The following is a 22,811-nucleotide window of genomic DNA, read 5'->3' as shown; positions in this document are numbered from 1 at the left end:
ATATTTAAAAATTTCTTAATTGCCATTGGTTTATAATTAATTTTTGTACAGGTGCGATCGCACTATTTAATTCATAATTACGCCGTAAAGGATTACGATTAAAAGCCTCTTGCTCTTGTTTTATCATTGCAATATCTTGCTCTACCAATCCATCTAATAAACCCTTTGCCGCATTAAATAAACTATTTTTGACAAAACGACGAAACCACACAGGTAACTTATGTAAACGCCAAAAAGCCTGTAAAGAAGTAAAATGAATAAGATAAGCCTTAGTCGTAGTTTCATCAATGGGGCAGAATAAACAATAAATTTTGAAATCTTCCCCTAAACTCGAACTCCAATGAGGATAGACATAGCTTACCCTTAAAGGTTCAGGATGTAAACGTCTTAGGGCAGGAAAAAATAATTGAGAAACAGACCATATTTTGTCAATACGATAATAACTTTGAGCATTATATAAAACATCTATGCGTTGAGAAGTTGTCTCAATTTCCTTTAAATTCGCTTCCGCCCATGCCTGATAATTGTCATGTAAATGCCCATGATACATATCCATTAAATTTTCAATTAAATAAGAAAAATGTCCGGGGCAGTCAATAGTGGTTACACTAGCAATATAGTTGAGATGCTCCCACTCAGGCAAACCCATAGGCTTAATTTTTTCCGAGTCACCATCACCTAAAAACAACCAAATAAAACCATCTAATTCTTGTACGGGATAAGCCTTTAACTTACAATTGGGCAACCGTTGATTTTCCTGTAAATAAGGTACAAAAGAACATTTCCCCTCCTCATTAAACCGCCAACCATGATAAGCACATTCAATATCATCACCTACTACCACACCATCACTTAACTTTACCTGACGATGGGGACAACGGTCTTCTAAAGCCTTAATTTTTCCTTGAGCGTTACGAAAAATTACAATATTTTCATACCAAAGAGTCACACAATAGGGTTTATCCGTTACTTCCACACTTCTAGCAACCACATACCAATGATTAGGATTAACTCCGCAAGTACGAATATTTGGCTTAACTTCTAGTTGTCCCATACAGTATTGAATATTAAATTATTATCTTTAATTCTCTTACAAATATTATCGGAAAATCTCAGTAATTCTCCTTAAAATCCCAAGAAGGAGTTAGAAGTTAAGGGATTTGGGTATTAGGGGATTAGGGGGATTTTTGCCTTACAGATTTTAACTAATAATAAAAAATCTTGAAGCAATCAATTAATTATTTTAAATTATCAAAACTCATCACTTATTACTCGTTAATCATTACTCCCTCTTAACTAAAAATTTTAGAATGAAACAGCCCTGCTGTGAGGGCTGGGGTGAGGGGGGATAAAGGGGGGTTTTTTTAAGGGGAGACACAGAGCGGTTTGTCTCTTGCCCTTTTAACTTTACTCCTTGCCTTTCATAAATATCTATGAGTGACATCCACAACCACTATGACCGCATCCTTCTCCTTCCTTGTGTCCTTCTGCACAAGCTGTTGAACAATAATAGTGTCCGTCTCTGGAAATTGCTTGACTAATATCAACTATACATAAACAAGAAGGACAGGCACATTTCATTTGAGTTACTGTAGTGGTAGTCATAATCAAAATTCTCCTATTTGTGAATATCTGAATATAAATTCAGTAGTTGCTTAATAATTAGACTAACACAAAATATGATTGCCTGTTCATTTATTAAGATATTTTACAAATAACCATAAAATTTAGGTATATTTCAGAGAGTAATGATTCATTACAAGATCTGGGAATAGGGGAAAAAGAAAAATACAATAGAGATATATAGGGCTAATAGTGAGGTAAATAAGTATGTATGACAAGATATTGGTATCTCTCGATCGCTCCCCCATAGCACAAAGTGTATTTGAAACTGCTTTATATTTAGGGAAAAATTGTCACTCCCAACTCAATTTCCTTCATGTGTTGTCTCAGGAAACCACAGAAACTCCCCTCAGTTTTGCTCCTTATTCTTTTACTTACGACACGGAAATAATTAAAGAATTACAGCATCAATGGGAGAAATATAAACAAGAGTCGATCGAAATGTTGCAATATTGGACAAATCAAGCAAAAGATCAAGGGCTAAAGGCGGAATTTAAGCAAATTTATGGGCATCCGGGTACTATTATTTGTCAAGAGGCTCAAGAATGGGGTGCAAATCTAATTGTTATGGGTAGGAGAGGACATTCTACCGTAAGCGAATTATTATTAGGCAGTGTCAGTAGCTATGTTATTCATCGCAGTCATTGTGCAGTACATTTAGTACAGTTTTAGATATTGGAAGGTTTGGAGTAGTGAATAGAAATAGGGAGGTTTCAGGTAGCAGGTAACAGGTTTAAGAATCTCAAACATTGATTCCAAATGTCAAAGGTTTTACATAAACAATTCAAATGTCCCTCATTGACGCCCTTGTACGCCCATGCTTCAATAGACTCTTGTACAAGAATAAAGAAGAAAATCAATAAACATCACATCTATTTCTTGTCAACTCTTTAACCCGACACCTGACACCTAAAACCAATCATGTATTCTATTTTTGCGTAACATCAGTTATTCACTATTCATCTTTGCCCTTTTTACTTTGTCCTTTACCTTTGATTGTTAATTGTTAATTGCTAATTGAAATATTGATGGTAAATTATTAAAAGAGTAACGATAAAATAACTAACTCAGTCAATTTAGTAACAAGGATTCACGGGTGGAAAAAGGAACATTAGTTGAATTTAAAGTAAATGGCGATCGCCGCTTAGGTGTCATTGAAAAACCAGAAGGGAAAAAAGACTGGATAGCCATAGATGAAAACGGCAATTCCCATAAAGTTAGACCCCAAAAAGTAGATTTTTTAGTAGAAGGAGAATCCTTTAAATATACCGATATACCCCGATTTGTTAAACAAGTAACCCCTCATTTAGATGCTTCTAGCTTGGAAATTGCTTGGGAGTTATTGATTGAAGAAGCAACTCCTGTTACTCCGGCTGAATTAGCAACTCTCATTTTTGAGGAGGAAACACCAGTTTTCCGTTATGCCGCCCATTTACTTTTATCTGATGACAAGATTTATTTTAAGAAAAAAGGGGATGTTTATGAACCTCGTCCTCAAACTCAGGTAGAAGAAATTAAACATCAAATTGAAATTGAGATACAAAAAAAACTAGAAAAAGAAATATTCGCCCAAAAAATTCAACAAGCGTTGTCAGGAGAAAAAGTCCATTGGCAAGATTCGGAGTTAACTCGACTAAATTTTCTCGAAAAATATGTCCTACAACCTGAAAATCCCCCCAAACAGGCATTAGACATATTAGAATCTTTAGGTAAACAGAAAACTCCTGAATCATCACTACAATTACTGATAGACTTGCAACTATGGAGTAAACACGAAAATATCTTTTTACGTCGTAGTTCTTACCCCAATGATTTCCCTCAACAGGTATATGAAGTGGCCCATTCAATCCTCGATCGCATCTTCACTAAAGAATTTATCGATAAAGATAGTCAACGCCTTGACTTAACCCATCATAAAATTTACACCATTGATGATGAAAGCACCACCGAAATTGACGACGGTATCAGTTTAGAGTTTTTAGATAACGGTTTAGCCCGTCTTTGGATACATATAGCTGATCCCACCCGTTTAATTAATCCCGATGATCCCTTAGACTTAGAAGCAAGAAGACGTAGCACAAGTTTATATTTGCCCACAGGCATGGTGCCAATGTTCCCCTCAGAATTAGCTACAGGCCCTATGAGCTTAGTACAAGGTCAAATTTGCCCTGCATTAAGTTTTGGAGTGGTTTTAGACGAAGAGGGGGCGGTTAAGGAGTACGAAATTCATTCTACCCTAGTCAAACCTACTTATCGCCTTACTTACCACGATGTCGATGAGATGTTAACCCTTAATATTCAGGGAGAAGAAGAAATCATCCGTATTGCCCAAGAAGCCAAGAAAAGGGAACAATGGCGCAAGAATAACGGTTCTGTAATGATTTCCATGCCAGAAGCCATTATCAAAGTGAAAAACGAAGAAGAAGTTTCCATCGAACTGTTAGAAATGTCTCGATCGCGCCTTGTGGTAGCTGAGATGATGATTTTAGCAGGAGAAGTGGCAGGAAAATATTGTCAAGAGCATAATATTCCCGTGCCATTTAGGGGACAACCTCAACCAGAATTACCCCCAGAAGAAGAGCTAATTTTACTTCCTCCCGGACCCGTGAGATCCTGTGCTTTACGGCGTTGTATGCCCAAGAGTGAAACGGGTTTAACCCCTTCTCGTCATGCTAGTTTAGGCTTAGAAACCTATACTCAAGTAACATCCCCCATCCGCCGATATACCGACTTGCTCTCCCATTTCCAAATCAAAGCTCACTTGCGAGGAGAAGAATTACCCTTTGAAAGAGATAAAATGCAACAGATAATTTATGAGGTGGTTTCCACTTCCTCTGAGGCTTCTTTTGTGGAGAGACAAACTAACCGCTATTGGAGTTTACAATACTTTTTACAACATAGTGGAGAAGTCTGGCATGGCTTAGTATTACGTTGGTTAAGAGAAGATGACGGACTAGCCTTAATTTTGTTAGAAGAATTAGGATTAGAATTTGCCCATAGATTCGATCGCAATGTAAAATTAGGAGAACAACTACAGTTAGAGGTCTCATTTTGTGATCCTCAACGAGATGAGATTCGTTTTCGAGAAGCAGTTTTCAATTAGGAAAAGTTAAAAGAGTGATAGGCGAAGGGCAAGAGGCAAAGGTAAATAGTTGATAATTAATAACTCTGAACTCCGAACCCCGAAGCCCAACACCCTAACGTTACTTAGACAAAAATTAAGCCCAAATAAACCCTAAACTTGCTTTGTATAAGCTAAATACTTCCACGTTATCTTTTAACCATTGAAAAAAGCGAAAAGACACTGCTGTCCGAAACGCCTCTAAACCTTCTGCAAAAGTCTTTAAGGGTTTATTCCCCCATTGTCTCCTTAACCCTCCTGTCAAACGATGCCATTGAATAAAAGTATAAGCACAAAATACCAATATCAAATGTCTCATTACACTTCTTTTATTTCTCACTTGGTATTCTGATAAACCTAACCATCTAATTTTTCCAATAAATTAGTATTGTTGCCATAACCACCATCCATTAAAATTATTTCAGGACAATAATCTCGGTTTAAACATTTTTCAATTAGATTAAAGGCAATTTCAGGTTTTTTTGAAATTGTGGGTCGTCTTTTCCTTCTGGGAAATTTTCCGCTTTTTCATATAATTCAACATCTAGGGGAAAACTCCTGACTCCATCATAAATATGAGTAGTGACTTGGATGAATTTACAGACTAATTATGATTTAGCGGTAAATAAACCACAAGAAAGAAAAGAAGCTCTTATAAGTTAAATATTAAAAGGCAATAAATCAGGGCATATAAAAATATCAAAAATGAATTTTATGAAACAAGAATACGATTTTTACCATGCAGAGCAAGGTAAGTTTTATCACCCTAATAGTAAGTTTAATTTGCCCATTTATTTAGATTCCAATGCGAAATAATTTATCACTAATTTAGCAGATAAAAAGAATGTGAATATTTTTTCAATATTAGTCAATGAATGGTTAAGAAATAATATCAATTTTCTAAAAACTATTGATATTTAAAATTTATCGATTTCTTTGAGCCATTATATTTATGTTATGACTAATTTTTTCAAGTTTAAACTTAGTGAATGTTAACATGAAGTATAGAGTAAATAATTTGTGGATTTCTCCGGAGGAATTATCTGATTCATCTGGAATAGAAACAGAACATATTTATCTAATCAGAGAAAGATTATCTCCGCTCAAAGTAATATCCAATAAAACTGTAAAACATTTTGAAAAAAAAAAATTAATCATAAAAGTTATTTTTCCATTATCGTTGATAACTTTATTGTTTATTTGTCTTCAGATACATCCACTTGTTGTTATCGTCAGCTATATTTTATTATGGTTTGTTTTTCCACTTATTTATGGTAGTAAAAGTTTTTTGAATAATTTAAAAACTACTACAAAGATAGTCTCTAAATATCAAAACTTTTATAAACTCTATATTCAAGTACAAAATTTTAATACTTTAGTTGACACTATTAATGTTATCAATATATCTGAAGAATCAGGAGGTTCTAATAAATTGGAAGATAAAGATAAAGTTTACTCAACTTTAAAAACTCTCAGGGCAGATTTAATTTTAGCTTTAAACATTGAAAGAAACTTTCGTGAGAATCCGAATTTTAGCTTTAATGAGTTTGAAATTAACAACATTGAAACATCATTATTTAATATACAAGAAGAATATAATAAGTATGGAAAAACATTGAGTCAAGCGATACAAATATCTATAAATGTTGCTGAGGAAATGCAAAAGTTAAATAGATATAAATAACAATAAATGTTTATCAAAAATAATGTATTCGCAGAATGGTAATGTTAGCCAAATCCAAATAATTGACTATCACGATTAATTACTCATTAAAATTATCAATAAATTATGATGCCCACTAATCTAATCGCATTCCCACTCATCTAGGTCTAATTTTGTTAGAGGAATTTCTTGAACCTATGAATATTACTCAAGTAGCTTTAGCCAGTCATTTGAATATTCCAGTGCAAAGAATCAATGAAATTATTAGGGGAAAACGTGGTATTATTCCAAAAAATGAGAATTGCTATATATTATCGATCGCCTATCGTTAGAAAATCATTTGCTCCAAAAATAGCCTCATAATGACGATAAAATTTCATTTCCAAAATATTATAAAATGGATCTTGTAAAAAAAAGGTTTTATGTTCTGTAATTTCACCTTTAAATCTGAGTTTTGGTTGTTGATATAATTGTAAATCTTTTTCTTGACATCTATGTAGTAAATCATTCCAATGGGATTCTTCCATAAAAATAATACCAAAGTGACGGGGATAAATACTAGGGGGCGGTACTAAAGTTTCTTTGGTGGTATGTCCTACTAATTGATGTCCATAAAAATTGAAAATAACAGCGTGTTGATTTTCTCTGCCAATATCACAACCTAAAATATCACCATAAAATTTTTTGGCAGTGTTAATATCATTGATTGGTATAGCTAGATGAAAAAGATATTTATTCATATTTTTTGATTGTTTTAAATAACATTAAAAGCTGTTCCTTCTAGGATAAAATTAGGGTAATCTTGCAATATGGCATTTTTCTCGGTTTCACCCACAAATAAGTAAGTACCTAAAAGTTCGGAGTTTTGAAAACGATAAATGGAATTACCTTGATTACTGCTTGGGGGAATAACATGAAAAGCAGTGCCTTCGAGAATAAAATTAGGATAGTTGTCTAATATATTATTTTTCTCTTGCTCTCCTACAAATAGATATGTCCCTGCAATGTTTTGATTACGAAAGCGATAAATAGTTAGTAAGTCTTCATCGGCGGTTTCACTTACATTAAAAGCTAACCCTTCTAATTGAAATTGAGGATAATTACGCCCTATATTTCTTACCTCTTCCTCTCCAGCATATAAGTAAGTTCCGGGGCGATCGAGGTTTTGCAGACGATATATAGGTATATCCATTAATATAGATAAATCATCTGTGGTTTGATTCGTTTCGCCTTCATTACCGATGTTGTTTTCCTCTATGGGATTTTCCGTTTCATTATTTTCGGTGGGAGAAGTAAGAATTCCTGTGGCTAAATTGGGATCATCTGTGGCTAAATCGAGTTTAATATTTACATCACTAATGGTTACTTTACTTTTAACAATATCATCGGCCAGATCTTGATCTAAGTTCCCAATAAAACTGATGTCATAAGTGCCAGAAGGTAAAAATAAAGAATAACCTCCCGTGGAAAAATTAACAGTCTCGATGCGATCGCCTGTATCTATATTTTCTGCAAGAATACGAACATTAGCAATACCCTCCCCAAGACTATAAAAATTGTCGTCAATTACCTCTTCGGTGTAAATTACCCCCGTTAAAAAAGCACCATCCTTCTTACTGTAGGCAAAATTTTGAGTAGTCATCACCGCATTATAATCTCTACCATTAAGAGAAAAAATGCCTTCTAAAGAAGCAATCCCCACTTCTTGAAACTCATCTCTCATTAAACTGACACGATGACCTCGATTGGGATAATTTTCATCCACAAAAAGGTTGGTATAGTTATCAATTACAAACTCATTAAAATCTAAATCTCCCGTTGTACCTTTCCATGCAATATTTTCTCCACTCCCCCAAGGGGCAATAAATTCATATCCTGCCCTTGCCATACGTTGTTGCGAAGTAGTGTTATCTATACCCGTATGACTAAAAATATCATTAGCTAACATCCAACTACTATGATTATAAGCCGAGTCGATAAGATAATAATTGAACGCTAAGGGTTGCTTAGGAGTTAGAGTAATTAGACTATTCGGAGACACTCCCTCATTCAACTGTCCATTTAAAAGGCGATCGGCTTCTTGTTGAGGATTTGCCCTTGCTACATTGATTAACTCTAACATTAATTGGTCAATGGCACTGGGTTCTCTTTTCTCCATTTTTGTACTAACTGAAGTTATATGTTTATTTCTATGATAAGCCGATTTTCATAATCATAGGAAAAAACCTCATAGCTAAGAGCCGATACCTGACATTTTGAAATTAATCATTAATTCGATTGTTACCTTATCAGTTATTAAGAGAAGTTGATTTTTTCTGGAATATTAATTATACTGTTAGGGGTAATTAAAACCATTACGGGGCTATAACTCAGTTGGTAGAGTGTCACAATGGCATTGTGAAAGTCAGCGGTTCGAATCCGCTTAGCTCCATATTTCTTTTAATCTTTATTAAGTTATAGAATAGTATAAGTGGTTCTTAGTTCAATTCCGTATAGTTTGTTTCAATATCTTTATATTTTTTGCTAAAAATCGTTGATCTTATCCACTGAAGACAAAAACTTCATTTACAATATTGATATTATTGCTAACAATTTAGAGCTATAACTTAATATTCTCCTGATCACCATGACTCAAACTCCTATTTCTTCTGCTTCTAAAGAAAAACTCAAAACAGCCTTAGTAAGTCCAGATTATTTCAATCCCTTCGGAAATAAGCTAATTCAAGCAGGTTACATTGATAAGGAAGATTTAAAAAGGGCGTTGGTACAAGTGAGAAATACTAAACAACCTTTGGTTAAAGTCCTAGAACAAATTACCCATAAGGCTTTGTCTCCTGAGTTAGTACGACAGTACAAACAACATCAACTTTTTGAGTTAAAAATCCTTTATGGGGTTGATTGTGTTGACCCAGAGTCGGAAGAAATAGCGGCGGATCAAATGACCGATTTAATCGAGTCTATTATGGGAGTTCAGGTTTGTCGTCGTCATAAACTTTTACCCTTGCGTCGCCTTGAAGGTGAACCGCCTGTAATTGTGATTGCTATGGTTAATCCTGATGATTTACAGGCGTTAGATGATGTCAAAAAAATATTACGAGCAAAAGGTCTTGGCTTACAAAGAATTGTTATTACCGAAGAAGATTTTGATAAGTTAATTAATAAGTTTTATGAAGAAGATAAGCAAAGACAAAAAAGGGAAGAGGAGTTAAAAGAAAGGCAAAAATTAGATCAGTTAGGGGATGTTAGCGATATTGTCGATGACTTGGATCAGGATTTAGATGAAGCTGAAGACGAAAATCCAGATGGTGATTTGACTTCTAATGATGCTAATCAAGCTCCTATTATCAAGTTAGTTAATAAAATTCTCATCAAGGCTTTACAAGAGGGAGCATCAGATATTCATGTTGAACCCCAAGAAACCAGAATGAGGGTGCGTTTACGCAAAGACGGGGTTTTAAGGGAATATTTTACTCTGCCTAAACATATTACAACTGCGGTGGTAGCTCGTTTCAAAATTATGGCTGAGTTGGATATTGCGGAACGGCGTTTACCTCAAGATGGCAAGATTCGTCGGGTGTTTCAGGGAAGAAATGTGGATTTTCGGGTCAACTGTTTGCCCAGTCGTTATGGTGAAAAGGTCTGTTTAAGGATTTTAGATAATTCGGCTACTCAATTAGGTTTAGACTTTTTAATCTCTGATGAGGAAACATTGGCAAAAGTTAGAGATATTGCTAGTCGTCCTTTTGGTTTAATTCTGGTTACAGGTCCTACGGGTTCGGGTAAATCCACAACTCTCTATTCTGTTTTGGCGGAAAGAAATGATCCGGGGGTAAACATCAGCACTGCAGAAGACCCCATTGAATATGCTTTGGAAGGAATCACTCAGGTGCAGGTAATCCGAGAAAAAGGTATGGATTTTGCTTCGATTCTTCGGGCTTTCCTCAGACAAGACCCTGATATTATTCTGGTGGGGGAAACACGGGACGCTGAAACGGCAAAAACTGCGATCGAAGCCGCTTTGACTGGACACTTGGTTTTAACCACTCTACATACTAATGATGCCGCAGGTGCGATCGCACGTTTGGATGAAATGGGGGTTGAACCCTTTATGATTTCTGGTGCATTGTTAGGAGTTTTAGCACAAAGATTAATGCGAAGAGTTTGTAGTGAGTGTAAAGTTGCCTATACACCTAGTAAAGAAGAATTAGCCCGTTTTGGTTTGTCTGTATCTGGGGAAGAATCTGTGACTTTTTATAAAGCCAATACCTTGTCAGGAGAAGTCCTACAACAAGCCCAAGCTAATGGCACGGTGTGCCAAAAATGTGGTGGTGGTGGCTATAAAGGGCGTGTGGGTGTTTATGAGTTTATGGTGATGAGTGAAGAGTTACAAAAACTAATTAACCGAGGGGCAACCACTGATATGATTAAAGAAAAGGCTGTTGAAGAAGGAATGGTAACGATTTTAGCCTATAGTTTAAATTTAGTTCGTCAAGGTCATACTACCCTAGAAGAAGTTGAAAGGGTAACATTTACTGATTCTGGTTTGGAAGCGGAATTAAAAGCTAAACGAAAATCATCTTTAACCTGTAGTGGCTGTGGAGCAGAATTACAACAGGAATGGTTAGATTGCCCTTATTGTATGACTCCTCGCTTCAGTGAGTAGATTTTAAAAGAGCAATAATTGGAGTTCGGAGTTCAGAGTTCGGAGATTGGGGAGGTAGGGGCTTAGGATATTGGGGTATTAGGGGATTAGAGGGAAATTAATTAAACACTCTTGCCTCTTACCTATTACTCATTCCCTGTCTTAACCAGATATTCTTATATCGAACTGAGGTGATTTTAAATAATCATGCTATAATTCGTTAACTTTAAGAATTAGTCGGGCTTTTTCTGTTTAAATTTATGGTCTAATTTTTCTTAAATTTACAGTAAAAATATGTTTATCTTTCCCTAGAAAAAATGCCTCAAATTTTAGTTATTGATGATGATCCAACGATACAAATTTTGTTAAAAAGAGCTTTTTCTTCTAGTGGTTACAGTGTTCAAATAGCCGGAGATGGACAACAAGGAGTTGAGTTAGCAGAAAAAATTAAACCAGCTTTAATTATTTGTGATTGGCTAATGCCTAAATTATCAGGTTTAGAAGTATGTCAATTTGTCAAAAAAAATCCCCTATTAAATACTACATTTTTTGTCTTGATGACTTCTCGTGTTTCTGTGGAAGATAGAGTTCAAGGATTAGATGTAGGAGCTGATGATTTTATTTGTAAGCCTATTGATTTGCAAGAGTTAAAAGCGAGGGTAAGGGCTGGTTTAAGATTACATCAATTAAGTAAAGATTTAGAAATTCAAAAACAACTTTTAGAAACAGAATTGAATGAAGCCGCCGAATATGTTTCTTCTTTATTACCAGATTTTTTAGATACTAAAAATACCCTAATTAATTATATATTTATTCCTTCTTTGCATTTGGGAGGAGATATTTTTGATTACTTTTTTTTAGATGAGCAACATTTAGTTTTTTATTTATTAGATATTTCTGGACATGGATTAAAAGCGGCATTGCCTTCTATTTCTATTTTAAATTTACTTCGTTCTCGTCGCTTAGGAATATTAAATTATTATTCTCCCTGTGAAGTTTTATATCACCTCAATAATAACTTTCAAATGACGGAAAAAAATGATAAATATTTTACTATTTGGTATGGTGTTTTAAATGTTAAAACAGGTAATCTAACTTATTGTAGTGCAGGTCATCCTCCTTGCGTTTTGTTAGTAGAAAATAATCAAAAAAAAATGAACCCAATTTGTCTGAAAACTCTTGGTTTACCCATCGGAATGTTTCCTAATATTACTTATCAAAATGCTTCAATTAATGTTGGTTCTTTGGCAAATTTGTACTTGTTTAGTGATGGTATTTATGAAGTAAAAAATGAGCAAAGAGATATATTAGGGTTAGACAATTTTGTTGAATTGTTGTGTCAATTTAATAATGAGTTAAATCCCATTTTAAATTTTTTAAAAACTTATCACAACTCATCTCATTTTTCGGATGATTTATCTATTATTCATTTGAAATATTCTCAACAAGGTTTATCTAATTAATCTTAAATTGACCTTAAAAATATTGAATAAGGGTAGGTATCAAGCATCTGGTAGCAGATTTGAATAAAAATTAAGAGCGGTGTTTCCATATATTTTTGTTTGTAATAAATCAAGGTTTTGTTTTTGCTTAACAACTGATTTTTTAGGGTCATATTCTACTGCTATTTGTCCATTTTCTGCTAGTAATTCGTATTCTAAGATTAGGTCTAAAACACTATTATATATGTCTAATTCATAAGGAGGATCGAAGTAAATACAATCAAATTTTTTCCCCTGTAAATTTTTTAGTCTATTTAAAACATCGCCTCTTAAAACTCTAAAATTTTGGTCATTAGTAGCTACTTTTCGCCAGTTTTCTCGGATAATTTGACAAGCAGAAGAAGATTTTTCGATTCCTACAACTTCTTTTACTCCTCGACATAGGGCTTCCGCCCCCATTGTACCATTTCCTGCACACAAATCCAGCCAAGTTGCATCTAAGATGCGATCGCACCAAATATTAAATAATGCTTCTCTCACTTTTGCGGTGGTAGGGCGAGTATCCCTTCCTGACAAGGTTTTAATTTCTCTGTTACCATAAATACGCATCTTTTACCTATCAAATATTCCTGAATCCTTATAACTCATAACCAGTAAGGCGTTAATGATGGCGGCGGCCACCGTAGAGCCTCCTTTATTACCTTTGATTTGCATTTGAGGAATACTTAATTGAGATAGATATTCTTTTGATTCCAACACATTTACAAATCCCACAGGCACACCAATAACTAAAGCAGGTTGAATTTTTTGTTCCTCAATCTGTTTACATAAAGCTATTAAAGCAGTTGGAGCATTTCCGATTACATAAACAGCACTAGGGTAATCAAGGCAACATTTTAATAAACCCGTTTCTGTGAGAGTTTGACCAGATTCGGGCGTTTTAGCCTGTTTTACTGCTACAATAATTTGATTTTGGTGAGTTTTCCTTACCATATTCTTAATACCTTCTTTTACCATACTCACATCAGTGACAATGGGAGTTTTATTTTGTAAGGCGAGTATGGCTGTATTAATGGCGTTGTTACTACAGTAAAATAAATTTAGGTAGTCAAAATCTGCTGTAGTATGAATAATGCGGCGGACAATATTATACTCCTTTGCAGACAAGTCATGATTGCCAATTATGTTATCAATAATAGCAAAACTTTTTTCGATAATAGGATTACTTAATTCAGTCAAAATAATCTTAGTTACTTACTTTTATACTAGCCCAATTTTGTTCTCTAATAAAATTAGTCATATCAGTAAATTTTCTTAATTCCCACTGGCTTAATTTAAAAGCAGGAAGGCTTTTTGATACTAATTGATCATTTGTTTTTGTGATTACTAATTCTACTTGCTCTCGGTCAATATTGTCCTCTACTTTGTCAAAATAGCCGAGGGTAATATGTCCTACAAAATCATATTGTTGCTCAATTCCTAATTTAATAATTTGCTCGTTTTGATAAATCAATTGTCTTAGTTTAATGATAGGATTATAACTATCTTCTGTTGGTGCTAAACAAACTGCGATCGCACGAGGAAATATAGATAAGCCTAAGACTTCTAATTCTAAGGTATTAATTTCGGGATTTAATTGGGCATATTCGTGAAAAATTTTATCAATTTCTGATATTAGTAAATGATCAAAATTTGGATTTTCTTTCACTGCATTAGTATAGCTAGTATCCCAAATTAAATCTGCTATGGTTAAATGAAAACTTGGTGGCGGTACTGGTAAAAATAAATTCTCTGGTAATTCCTGAGTAATTTGAGTTTGAATTTCTTGTAAATAACTATAAAATTTCTTGTTATTAGCTTCTTCCTTCTCAGGAGGGGTAATGACGCTAAAACCAGGAAAATCTACGGCTTTACCTTCCACAAACTTGGGCGATGATTGAATATTTTTAACTTGTTGTTTGTAGTTGCTAGGGAGAGTCATTTGCACAACTCTGTTTATATAATCTTGATAATTGCCATCCATAATTTTTATATTTCTCTGATCGAAAAATTAACAATCTTATTTTATTGAAATATTTTATATAAATTATATTATAAAATTAATTGGTTTTTTCTGTCAATAAATTGATATATCAACTAAGTTTGAACTATTCAAAAAGATAACTAATAAAAATAATAATCAACTATTAAAAAATTAATAAAAGATAGCTTATAGCTTTTAAATAAACATAAATTCAAACTTACAATTAATAATTTATTTTGGTTCTTCTACAATGGTTATGATAAATTAAAGGCAAGAGGCAAAAGTATTTAATTAACTTCTCCCTAACACCCCAACCCCATAAGCCCCCACTCCCTTAATACCTGCAACCTGAAAGCTGAAACCTCACACCTAATCTTATCCGATATTCTTAAGCCGAATTGAGGTTATTCATAGGTAAACTTTTCAATAATTGTTTGATGTTGAGGAAAAATTTTTAGCAAGTCTTCTTTTTTACCAAGGGTAAAATCATTAAAATCAAAACCCGGAGCAACAGTACAACCAATTAAACTATATGAATTAGGTTGACTCACCGCCGCCGCAAACCAACTATTTTGAGGAATTACTAATTGCAAAACTTCATTTTCTTCGGGGTTATTTCCCAGTTTTATTAGTTGATAATCTCCTTGTGAGTTAATAATATGAACATCCAAACTTGAGCCAGAATAAAAGTGAAAAATCTCATCACTCTTGAGAAGATGCAAAGCGGAAAACTCGTCATTAAGGAGAAGATAATAAATTGCGGTACTAGCATTTCTTGCACCGTTATATTTAGCTAAAAAGTTATCATTATTAACCATGTCTAAACAACGGTAATTTTCTCGATAGTATCCTCCTTCTGGGTGTTTTTGAAGGTCTAGTTTTTCGATCCAATATTGAGCATTTTTGATCATAATACAATAATTCAAATCATTATTTGACAACAAGTTAATTAATTAAAAGTTTAGTGTTAGGGATAAAATAATTACCAATTTTTGATGATTAATTCCTAATTCATTAAAAACCTCTTGTTTTTTTCTTTTTAGTAGTTGATGGGCTTAATTTTCCTGTTTCAATCCAGAGAATATGTTTTTGAATTAAATCAGACAGTTTGTAATTTTCAACAATAGTTTGTCTAGCTTTCTCTCTAATTTTGGCCATTAAATCCTGATGAGATAAAGCATATTCCACTTTATCGGCGATTTTGTCAGGTTCAAAAAAAGGTACTAATAAACCATTATAATTATCTACAATTATTTCTTTAACAGGTTGAGTATCAGAAGCAACTACCACGCAACCGGTTGCCATTGCCTCTAACATTGACCATGATAATACAAAAGGACGAGTTAAATAAATATGGGCAGAGGAGGCTTGTAAAACCTTCAGATATTCACTGTAGGGAAGTAAACCAGTAAAGGAGACTTTGGTTAAGTCAAGAGGGAATTTTGTTAACATCAAATCTCGATAGTTTTGCCCCTCTGGTAGTTGTTTTCCGTAGGCTACCCTATTTTGCCCAACAATAACAAAATGAGTCTGAGGACGACGTTTTTGTAAAATATAAATAGTTTCTATTAATTGGGGAAATCCTCGATAAGGCTCCATTCCTCTGGCTACATAAGTCACTATTTCCGTTTTATTGCTCAAGTCTAAGTTAAGGCTAGGAATCACTAACTTATTGTCGGCATTAGGTTGAAAATAGTCTGTGTCAACACCGTCATGTAAAACGGTTATTTTGTCGTGATATTCCGTTGGAAATTGTTGTTTTTGCCATTGAGTGGGAGATAAGCCTCGATCGCAGCTATATAAATCAATTAGAATAGGAGTATTCTTTACCCTAATTCTAGCTTGATCATCAGCAGTTAAAGGTTCATTGGGGTCAAAATCAGCATCTGTGCCAATGGCGTGGTAAAACCATTCAAAATAAGCCAAAAATAAGGCACGGGGAAAAATATCCTTCACAAATAAAGTTGAGCCCCAACCAGAATGCCCATATATAATATCAGGGTAAAACCCTTTTTGTTTTAAATTAATTAAAGCACGATAAACAGCTTGACCTTGTAAAACAGCATTTTCAATGGGGCGCACATAATGATGAGTTTCTGGCTTTGCCTCCCTAGAAGGTTGATAAATAATTTTTGTGACTCCTTCTATTGCCCCCTCCTTTTTCTTGGTGAGAAAGAAAACATCATAGAGAGGATTTTTGCCTAAAAGTTGCCCCAAGTGACGAAATTGAGCGGGAAAATTAGGATGAATAAATAGTATTGTTTTTCTTATTTCTGACATCTATTCCGTTTTATGAGTAAATTTATCTGACAATTTAAGTTTTTTAAGAAAATATGAGTACAAATACTCATGACAAAAACAGTTAAATAGATAAAAATCTATTTTATAACTAAAAAATTAGTTATCTTAAAGTAAAAACTCTTGTAATTGTTAAAATATTATATATTTGCAATTTTTATCAAAAATATTTAATCTCAAAATATGTCTTTCTACTATGATGAATTTAAGGAGAAAGAATGTAGTAATAGATACAAGAAAGTTCGTTTGAGATCAGAGAAGTTAATTTGAGTGTTCAAGCATACTAGAGGTTGTTATTATGGAGTTAATTATTTGTTTTTTAGCTGTCATTTCCGCTTTCACTGCCTTAATTGTTAGTGTAGTGGGATTGATAAATGCGCCCACCCCCATTCTCTTAGCTATTTTAGTGGCGGGGATGATGTTAACCCAAAAATCGATTAATAAATTTACTGAGCCTACAGTTAATTTTACAGAAGAAAAGGAAAAAAATAGAATTGAAAAGGTAGAGCTTAACTCCTCTGAGAATGGGGAGGAAAAAACTGTTCAATCAATGATTTATAGAGGCTCTAATTATAGCCGAAATTCTACTTTAGATAAGTTATTTAGCTTCAAAAATAAGGGTGTAACTCAATATCGTGGGGCGAAAATTAACCATAACGAGAAAGAGGTTGTTTGAGTTAATTAGATTTTGTCAGAGTCTGAAGAAGGGTTAAGGCAATGAATGGGCAAGGGGTAAAGGGCAAAAGTGTTTAATTAACTTCCCCTCAATAGCCCAATACCCTAACACTTGAAATCTGATACCATCAAGTTAACAATTGATTTTATAATGTTGCGTAACTTTTAGTTATTAATTGCTTCGATTTTACCCAAAAATTCCTGAGTTAATTTATAAAAAGCCTTTGAACCGTTACAATTGGGAGAAGCTAGAGTAACAGGAATAAATAAATCAACAGCTTTCGCAACGTTGACATCCATAGGAATATCCGATGCAAAGATTTTGTCTATGGTAAAGTCTTGTTTAACTCTTCTTTTTACTTGGTCATAGTATTTATCATAACGTCCAAATAAACCTGATTCGGATAAGATAAAGACAACACCTAATAGTTGTAATTTGAGGGGATTATCTTCTTGATGATTTTCTTTTAATCTTTTAATTCTTCTTTCTAATAGTTGTATCCCTACTAATGATAATGGTTCTGGTCTTGCTGGTAAAATATAAAAGTCACTAGCTGCGATCGCACTTCTTGTTAATAAATTATACCCCGGTGCGCAGTCCATGATGATAAAATCATAGTCATCTATGACCGGTTGAAGAATATTATGGATTAGGTTACGTTCAAAATTATTCCATACCCACTCAAAATCATTACGTTTATTTTCTTTTACTGCCTGTTGATGCAACATTTCCGAGACTAAATACTCATCATATAATTCAATATCTCCTGGCAACAAACTTAATTGGGGTAAATCGCATATAGAAGGAGTGATAATATCATGAATACTCAACTTAGCGTAAGGATTCGGTTGTACAACTAAATCAATCAAATAACTAAGAGTTTTACGTTTTTTACGTAATTTACCAAACTCATGGGGAGGTAATAAGCTGAGTGTGGCACTAATTTGAGCATCTAAATCTAATACTAATACCTTCTTACCAAAACCTTGTGCTAAACAAGTGGCTAAGTTGACGGTGAGAGTGGTTTTACCAACCCCACCTTTCATATTTACTGTACTGATAATATATCCCATAATTTTGAATGATAATCACCTTAAACTTTTTGCAAACTATCTTGTAACCATTGAATATATGCCATAGAAGAATTAACTATCGGTAAAGCAATAATTTCTGGCACATCATAGGAATGTAAATCTTGAATTCTGGCTGACAAAGTTGAAAAAAGTTGCTCATCAGTTTTGATTACTAATTGCCATTCAGCATCTTCACAAATTTCATTTTGCCAACGATAAACAGAAGTCACAGGATAAAAATTAACACATCCTGCTAACTTTTCTTCCACTAATATACGGGCAATTTTCTTCGCTTCGGTTTCATTACCTGTTGTCACAAGTATGACGATATAATTTTTCCGTTGCTCCATAATATATTTATCTTGAGTAAACTATTGTAATATCGCCCTTAGAATTGTTAATTTGGGGCAATCTTATCCCTAACTATTAATTATTTCCTATTCCTAATCCCCAAATATTTAATGATTAATTCTTAATAGATTAAAGATTTGCCCTTGCATCTTTCACCGCCAAAATAAAAGTAATCAAAGTTAAGGGAATACTTACAGCCAAAATGACAGTAGTGCTAGTTGTCCCTAATTGGGGTACACCAGAACTTAACTCAAATACACAACCAACAGATGCGATCGCGGCTATACAAGAAAGCAGTAAAAGCACACCGCTTTTAGGAGTCATATACATAAAAAATAGTTACCAGTTAATTGCATAAGATACATAACTGTTTTTAACACAAGAAAGGACAAATAAACAATTTAAACGATGTTAAATGTGGCTTCGATATGATTTCTCCTAAATGTTAGGGTTAAGGGAAACGATGCACTAGGCAATAGTAATAATAAATATTTTGATGTCTCAATTGTTGGCATAATTCCAGTACATTTTATACCATGATTAAGCAACGCCTTAAATATTAATTACGGTATAATCTGAGTTTGTGATTAAAATTTAAAGTTAAAACTTATTTCATGAGTAATATTTATACTGTAAAAATTCATAATGCAGGTCAATCTTATACAATACAAGTATCTGAAGACCAAAAAATATTAGATGTAGCACAACAGCAAAATATAGAACTTCCCTTTTCTTGTAGTGCGGGGGTTTGCACCACTTGTGCGGCAAAGATAATTACTGGAAAAGTTGAGCAAGGAGAAGGAATGGGGTTATCTCCTGAATTGCAAGAAGAAGGATATGCTTTATTATGTGTATCTTATCCCCGTTCTGATTTAGAATTAGAAGCAGGTAAAGAAGACGAAGTTTATGATCGTCAATTTGGACAAGGATAGAAAAGGGCGGCATTGGGCAAAGGGCAAAGGTAAATAGTTGATAACTCCTAACCCCTAACTCCTAACTCCTAACTCCTAACTTGTTTCTCCCTAACACCCCAATACCCTAAGCCCCTATTCCATTTATTTAGGGTGTCTTTTTTTCCATGCTTCGAGCAGAATTAAAACTACGGCAAAAATTAGAGGCAATAGATAGTAAACAAATCTGTAAGCAATTAAGCCTCCCAACATTTGAGGTGCGCTTATGGATTCTGGTCTTAAATATAGCATCACTGTTTCAAATACTCCTAATCCTCCCGGCACGGTGCTAATTAAACCTGCGGTTAAAGCGACAATATAAATACCAAAAAAACCGATATATGTCATGGAAAGATTTGGAGGCAATAATAGGTAAAGCACTAAGGCGGCTAATCCCCAATCTAAACCAGCAACAATGATTGTGCCTAGAGAAATAATAGGTTTGGGAAAGGTGATTTCTTCTCCGGCGATGGTAACGGAATGTTTAATAGTAACACTGATGATGAAATAGATTAGAACTAAGGATAAGAATATAAATCCTAGGGGATGAATGGATGCAAAGGGTAGTTTAATGGCACTGGGAAGGGTTAATGGGTCTAAAATGGAGACAACTCCACTAATACTTAGTAAGCCTAACCAAAATGTTAGGTGGGTGAAAACAATTAATTCTCCTATTTTGATTTTACTTACCCCCCATAAACCGTAATAGCGATAACGAATTGCTGTACCTGAGAAAGCAGTAAAACCTACAGTATTACCTACTGCGTAGCTGACAAAAGCAGTAAAGGCTATTTTCAAAACGGATAGTTTTTGTTTTATATGAATAAATCCTAAAATGTCATATCCCGTCATTAAGGCGTAACCAAATCCTGTTACTAATAGGGCTAACATTTTTCTTTGTTGAGAAATATTTTGTAGGTATTGCCAGACACTATTAATACTATATTTTTTTAGCTCAGATGCGATCGCAGCTATGGATATAGAGAGTAGAATAAGAACAAATAAAATAGGGATAAGTTGACGTAATTTTGTCATGTCAGGCAATTAAAATAAACAAGAATTAATAAATGAAAGTTATTTTTTAAACTAAACTATAAAAGTGAGTTTCGGTGATTAGAGGTATTTTAATCAATATGGATAAGATAAAAACAAAAATAGGATGGAAGAATAATCTTGATAAACTCCTTTTTATCCTTGCTAGTTTGTATTTAATTTTCATACTAGGTTTATGGTTAAAACATCGGCAACAAACAGTTAATTCTCAATCTCAAACTGTGAACCCGAATAAGCAAATCATATCAGAAACCAACCTCATAGAAACAAATACTATCAATAACCAAAACAGCGAAGAAAATCCCCTCACTAACGAGAATATTTCTCCAAATCAAGAAAATATTGAAAATCAACTATTATCCACAGGTAATAAAATTACATCGACATTAGAAATACCACCTCTACCTAGTAACCAATCAACGGTAAGTAATATTCCGTTACCCCCTCCCGATTTACAACCCCTTCCTATTCCTCAACCGCCCCAACCAGTGGTTAATTCATCAATCGTCACAAATAACGTATCGAATAATAATCCAAAACCGAATCTTACCCCTCCTCCATCCATTCCCAAGGTGAATAAAGTACCTGTAATTGCTTCTCTTTCTAAAGATAACTCTAATATACCTGAGCAAATAGCTTTAAATTCTGTTCCAGAAAGCACAGAAGAAAAAACCCAAGGAAATTATACTTTAATCGGGCTAGTTCAATTACCTGACAGTAAAAGTGTTGCTTTATTCAAAGTGAACAACATAACAGAAAAAGTCTCTCTTGGAAAAGAAATTGGTGCAACGGGATGGGTTTTAATGGCAGTTAATGAGAAACAGGCTGTAGTTAGTAAACAAAATCAGTCAGTTTATTTACAAGTGGGAGAAACTTTTTAGGGCTTTGGTGAATTGAGTTATAATTACTGGTTTAGATCAGGAATGGACAATTGGTGTTGGGGTAAGTAGTTGAAAAAATGGGCAACAATGGGCTTAAGCCCCTTAACTATCTTGTCTTTATTTCACTTCTATTTCAATTTGAGTGTGGAAGATTTCTTGAGGTTGTAGATATTTTAGTTGCTCTTTTGTATTAATACTGTTGCGTGGTGAACTCCAAGGCTCAAGGCAGATATACTCTTTACCTTCTAATGTCCAAAATACTAGAGTTGAAAAGAAATCATCGTATTTTACTGTAACAGTTAAATCTCTTTTTTCATCTGTAAATGAGGCTTTATTTCCCTGAAGTTTTGTAAAAGCGATGTCAATTTCTGGACTATTGTAGTCTAAATTACCATCAAAACTAAATGTTTTATCTCCTGTTTTATTTTGGTATTCAGTAGCAGGAATATTCAATTTTAATTTGTCTTTATTACCGCAGTAGAAATAAGGATGAAATCCTGTAGAAAAGGGCATTTTTTTGTTTGATTTATTTTCGTAGGATTGTTCGATAATAAGTTTTTTTCCTAACAATTCATAACTAAATATTAATTCAAATTCAAAGGGATAAACTTCTAAAGTTTCTTGGTTACTTTTTAAACTTAAAATAATCTTAGCTGATTTACTATGAGATTGTCCTATCACTTTCCAAGGTAAATCCCTAGCGAAACCATGTTGTTTTAAGATATATTTTTTGTCTTCAAAATAAAAGATATTTTCAGGTAAATTACCACAGATAGGAAATAAAACGGGAATACCACCCCTAACACTTAAACTAGGATTTTTGAATCTTTCTTGGTCTAAATAAAGTAAATTTTGACCTTGTATTTTCCAATTGGTGACGATTCCTCCTCTTTCTGGCACAATTTCTAAACGAGAGTCATTTTCTATATCTTTGAGAATATAGATTAAATATTCTTCTTGTTTTACGGCTATATTAAACATGGTTAGAAATTAGGAATTAAAAATTAAGAATTAA

At 33.8% G+C, this 22,811-nt stretch carries 23 protein-coding genes, 1 tRNA gene and 1 pseudogene; 10 read left to right on the top strand and 15 right to left on the bottom strand.

Annotation, left to right across the window (positions count from 1 at the left end; translation table 11 throughout):
- Nucleotides 1-4: 4 nt before the first annotated feature.
- Nucleotides 5-1,054: an aromatic ring-hydroxylating dioxygenase subunit alpha gene (locus Dongsha4_RS17345; protein WP_330203539.1), complete on the bottom strand. Its 1,050-nt coding sequence runs from the start codon at nt 1,052-1,054 to the stop codon at nt 5-7.
- 377 nt (nt 1,055-1,431) lie between these two features.
- Nucleotides 1,432-1,605 (bottom strand): metallothionein, encoded by a 174-nt coding sequence (locus tag Dongsha4_RS17340; protein WP_330203538.1) that lies wholly within the window; start codon nt 1,603-1,605, stop codon nt 1,432-1,434.
- Between the two features lie 225 nt (nt 1,606-1,830).
- Between Dongsha4_RS17340 and Dongsha4_RS17335 the strand changes: the two genes are divergently transcribed.
- A complete protein-coding gene (locus Dongsha4_RS17335) occupies nt 1,831-2,295 on the top strand; it encodes a universal stress protein (protein WP_330203537.1) in 465 nt (154 codons plus the stop codon).
- A gap of 424 nt (nt 2,296-2,719) precedes the next feature.
- Nucleotides 2,720-4,726, top strand: a complete 2,007-nt coding sequence (locus Dongsha4_RS17330; RefSeq protein ID WP_330203536.1) for a ribonuclease R family protein — start codon at nt 2,720-2,722, stop codon at nt 4,724-4,726.
- A 115-nt stretch (nt 4,727-4,841) separates the two neighbouring features.
- Here the strand turns inward: Dongsha4_RS17330 and Dongsha4_RS17325 are convergent.
- Nucleotides 4,842-5,337 (bottom strand): annotated as a pseudogene (locus Dongsha4_RS17325) (hypothetical protein); the annotation flags it as partial.
- Between the two features lie 404 nt (nt 5,338-5,741).
- Between Dongsha4_RS17325 and Dongsha4_RS17320 the strand changes: the two are divergent.
- Nucleotides 5,742-6,428, top strand: coding sequence for a hypothetical protein (locus Dongsha4_RS17320; protein ID WP_330203535.1), 687 nt, complete (start codon nt 5,742-5,744; stop codon nt 6,426-6,428).
- 176 nt (nt 6,429-6,604) lie between these two features.
- Complete coding sequence (locus tag Dongsha4_RS17315; RefSeq protein WP_330203534.1) at nt 6,605-6,739, top strand: hypothetical protein; 135 nt, start codon at nt 6,605-6,607, stop codon at nt 6,737-6,739.
- Here the strand turns inward: Dongsha4_RS17315 and Dongsha4_RS17310 are convergent.
- Nucleotides 6,719-7,147: a VOC family protein gene (locus Dongsha4_RS17310; protein ID WP_330203533.1), complete on the bottom strand. Its 429-nt coding sequence runs from the start codon at nt 7,145-7,147 to the stop codon at nt 6,719-6,721. The genes Dongsha4_RS17315 and Dongsha4_RS17310 overlap by 21 nt on opposite strands.
- A 14-nt stretch (nt 7,148-7,161) precedes the next feature.
- The gene (locus Dongsha4_RS17305; protein WP_330203532.1) at nt 7,162-8,565 is read right to left on the bottom strand and encodes a CAP domain-containing protein; all 1,404 of its coding nucleotides are present in this window, start codon (nt 8,563-8,565) and stop codon (nt 7,162-7,164) included.
- A gap of 200 nt (nt 8,566-8,765) precedes the next feature.
- Here Dongsha4_RS17305 and Dongsha4_RS17300 point away from each other — a divergent pair.
- The 3 genes from Dongsha4_RS17300 to Dongsha4_RS17290 all read left to right on the top strand — a co-directional run bounded on the left by Dongsha4_RS17300 (nt 8,766) and on the right by Dongsha4_RS17290 (nt 12,512).
- Nucleotides 8,766-8,838 (top strand) — tRNA-Ala (locus Dongsha4_RS17300).
- Nucleotides 8,839-9,033: 195 nt separating this feature from the next.
- Nucleotides 9,034-11,070 (top strand): GspE/PulE family protein, encoded by a 2,037-nt coding sequence (locus tag Dongsha4_RS17295; protein WP_425590769.1) that lies wholly within the window; start codon nt 9,034-9,036, stop codon nt 11,068-11,070.
- Nucleotides 11,071-11,366: 296 nt separating this feature from the next.
- Nucleotides 11,367-12,512, top strand: a complete 1,146-nt coding sequence (locus Dongsha4_RS17290; RefSeq protein WP_330203531.1) for a PP2C family protein-serine/threonine phosphatase — start codon at nt 11,367-11,369, stop codon at nt 12,510-12,512.
- A 39-nt stretch (nt 12,513-12,551) separates the two neighbouring features.
- Here the strand turns inward: Dongsha4_RS17290 and rsmD are convergent, their stop codons facing one another.
- The 5 genes from rsmD to Dongsha4_RS17265 all read right to left on the bottom strand — a co-directional run bounded on the left by rsmD (nt 12,552) and on the right by Dongsha4_RS17265 (nt 16,794).
- A complete protein-coding gene (gene rsmD, locus Dongsha4_RS17285; protein ID WP_330203530.1) occupies nt 12,552-13,100 on the bottom strand; it encodes a 16S rRNA (guanine(966)-N(2))-methyltransferase RsmD in 549 nt (182 codons plus the stop codon).
- 3 nt (nt 13,101-13,103) lie between these two features.
- Complete coding sequence (locus tag Dongsha4_RS17280) at nt 13,104-13,730, bottom strand: precorrin-8X methylmutase (protein WP_330203529.1); 627 nt, start codon at nt 13,728-13,730, stop codon at nt 13,104-13,106.
- A 7-nt stretch (nt 13,731-13,737) separates the two neighbouring features.
- Nucleotides 13,738-14,514, bottom strand: a complete 777-nt coding sequence (locus Dongsha4_RS17275) for a DUF1868 domain-containing protein (protein WP_330203528.1) — start codon at nt 14,512-14,514, stop codon at nt 13,738-13,740.
- Nucleotides 14,515-14,918: 404 nt separating this feature from the next.
- Nucleotides 14,919-15,425: a cupin domain-containing protein gene (locus tag Dongsha4_RS17270; protein WP_330203527.1), complete on the bottom strand. Its 507-nt coding sequence runs from the start codon at nt 15,423-15,425 to the stop codon at nt 14,919-14,921.
- 103 nt (nt 15,426-15,528) lie between these two features.
- Nucleotides 15,529-16,794: a glycosyltransferase family 4 protein gene (locus Dongsha4_RS17265; protein WP_330203526.1), complete on the bottom strand. Its 1,266-nt coding sequence runs from the start codon at nt 16,792-16,794 to the stop codon at nt 15,529-15,531.
- A gap of 316 nt (nt 16,795-17,110) precedes the next feature.
- Between Dongsha4_RS17265 and Dongsha4_RS17260 the strand changes: the two genes are divergently transcribed.
- Nucleotides 17,111-17,488, top strand: a complete 378-nt coding sequence (locus tag Dongsha4_RS17260) for a hypothetical protein (protein ID WP_330203525.1) — start codon at nt 17,111-17,113, stop codon at nt 17,486-17,488.
- Nucleotides 17,489-17,652: 164 nt separating this feature from the next.
- Here the strand turns inward: Dongsha4_RS17260 and Dongsha4_RS17255 are convergent, their stop codons facing one another.
- From Dongsha4_RS17255 to Dongsha4_RS17245, 3 genes are all read right to left on the bottom strand, one after another.
- The gene (locus Dongsha4_RS17255) at nt 17,653-18,561 is read right to left on the bottom strand and encodes a ParA family protein (RefSeq protein WP_330203524.1); all 909 of its coding nucleotides are present in this window, start codon (nt 18,559-18,561) and stop codon (nt 17,653-17,655) included.
- 20 nt (nt 18,562-18,581) lie between these two features.
- Nucleotides 18,582-18,911: a divalent-cation tolerance protein CutA gene (gene cutA, locus Dongsha4_RS17250; protein WP_425590768.1), complete on the bottom strand. Its 330-nt coding sequence runs from the start codon at nt 18,909-18,911 to the stop codon at nt 18,582-18,584.
- Nucleotides 18,912-19,041: 130 nt separating this feature from the next.
- Entirely contained in the window at nt 19,042-19,236 is a 195-nt protein-coding gene (locus tag Dongsha4_RS17245; protein WP_041922422.1) for a hypothetical protein, read from the bottom strand.
- Nucleotides 19,237-19,526: 290 nt separating this feature from the next.
- Here Dongsha4_RS17245 and Dongsha4_RS17240 point away from each other — a divergent pair, with 290 nt between their 5' ends.
- A complete protein-coding gene (locus Dongsha4_RS17240) occupies nt 19,527-19,844 on the top strand; it encodes a 2Fe-2S iron-sulfur cluster-binding protein (RefSeq protein WP_330203523.1) in 318 nt (105 codons plus the stop codon).
- 123 nt (nt 19,845-19,967) lie between these two features.
- Here Dongsha4_RS17240 and Dongsha4_RS17235 read toward each other — a convergent pair whose 3' ends face one another.
- Nucleotides 19,968-20,897, bottom strand: coding sequence for a hypothetical protein (locus tag Dongsha4_RS17235; protein ID WP_330203522.1), 930 nt, complete (start codon nt 20,895-20,897; stop codon nt 19,968-19,970).
- A gap of 98 nt (nt 20,898-20,995) precedes the next feature.
- Between Dongsha4_RS17235 and Dongsha4_RS17230 the strand changes: the two genes are divergently transcribed.
- Entirely contained in the window at nt 20,996-21,796 is an 801-nt protein-coding gene (locus Dongsha4_RS17230; RefSeq protein ID WP_330203521.1) for a hypothetical protein, read from the top strand.
- A gap of 117 nt (nt 21,797-21,913) precedes the next feature.
- Here Dongsha4_RS17230 and Dongsha4_RS17225 read toward each other — a convergent pair whose 3' ends face one another.
- A complete protein-coding gene (locus Dongsha4_RS17225; RefSeq protein ID WP_330203520.1) occupies nt 21,914-22,777 on the bottom strand; it encodes an aldose epimerase in 864 nt (287 codons plus the stop codon).
- Nucleotides 22,778-22,811 lie beyond the last annotated feature (34 nt).

The sequence above is a fragment of the Cyanobacterium sp. Dongsha4 genome, from assembly GCF_036345015.1.
GTDB lineage: Bacteria > Cyanobacteriota > Cyanobacteriia > Cyanobacteriales > Cyanobacteriaceae > PCC-10605.
Note: the sequence above shows the minus strand (reverse complement) of the source record. Positions and strands in the feature narration are given on the sequence as shown.